This is a genomic window from Rhodopseudomonas rhenobacensis, from assembly GCF_014203125.1.
Classification (GTDB): domain Bacteria; phylum Pseudomonadota; class Alphaproteobacteria; order Rhizobiales; family Xanthobacteraceae; genus Rhodopseudomonas_A; species Rhodopseudomonas_A rhenobacensis.
Genome location: NZ_JACHIH010000072.1, coordinates 1 through 1,056 on the forward strand (window position 1 = coordinate 1; position 1,056 = coordinate 1,056).

General features: G+C 63.9%; 1 protein-coding gene. It reads left to right on the top strand.

The genetic code is table 11. The features are described 5' to 3' along the window. Positions 1 to 96: 96 nt before the first annotated feature. A protein-coding gene (locus HNR60_RS23935; RefSeq protein WP_430695037.1) for an IS630 family transposase occupies positions 97 to 1,039 on the top strand; the annotation gives its coding sequence in 2 pieces (ribosomal slippage) (positions 97 to 434 and positions 433 to 1,039; 945 coding nt in all). Positions 1,040 to 1,056: the final 17 nt, after the last annotated feature.

Consider the following 1,056-nt stretch of genomic DNA (forward strand, 5'->3'; position numbering starts at 1 on the left):
CTAGAGCGGGATGACGCTTGGCTGAATCGATGGGGGATTCCCAAATCAGGCGGTTTCTGATTCAAGCTTGATGCTGGAATTGGGAGGCCAGCAGGGATGGCACGACCCCTGTCGATGGATTTGCGCGAGCGGGCGATGGCGCGGCTTGCGGCGGGCGAGAGCGTCCGCGCGGTGGCGGCGGCACTGAGTATCAGCCCTTCCAGTGTGGTGAAGTGGTCGCAACGGCTTCAAACCACGGGCAGCGCGGCACCGGGGCGGATCGGCGGCTACGTGCCGCCGAAGATCGCCGGGGCGCATCGGGATTGGCTGATTGAGCGCATCCGCGCGTCGGCCTTCACGTTGCGGGGGCTGGTGGCGGAACTGGCCGAACGCGGACTGTCGGTGGATTATCGGACGGTGTGGAAGTTCGTGCACCGCGAGGGGCTGAGCTTCAAAAAAAACTGTGCTGGCCAGCGAACAGGATCGGCCCGACGTCGCCCGCAGGCGGGCGCGATGGCAGGCCTACCAGAACAGGATTGATCCCTCCCGACTGGTGTTCATCGACGAGACCTGGGCCAAGACCAACATGGCGCCGCTGCGCGGATGGGCGGCCAAAGGCCAGCGGCTGCGCGCCAAAGTCCCATTCGGCCACTGGAAGACCATGACGTTCCTGGCCGCGCTGCGCCACGATCGGATCACGGCGCCCTGGGTGTTCGACGGCCCGATCAACGCCGAAAGTTTCCTGGTCTATGTCGAGCAGGTGCTGGTGCCGACACTGCAGCCGGGCGACGTCGTGGTGATGGACAATCTCGGCAGCCACAAGGGTCAAGCGGTGCGCGCCGCGATTCGCGGTGCCGGCGCTCATCTGATCTTCCTGCCGCCCTACAGCCCCGATCTCAATCCGATCGAACAGGTCTTCGCAAAGCTCAAACACCTGCTGCGCAAGGCCGCGGAACGCAGCGTCGAAGCCACCTGGAAACGGATCGGCGCACTCCTCGGCAACTTCTCACCCACCGAATGCGCAAACTACTTCGTCAATTCCGGATATGCGTCAACGTAGAATCATCGTGCTCTAGC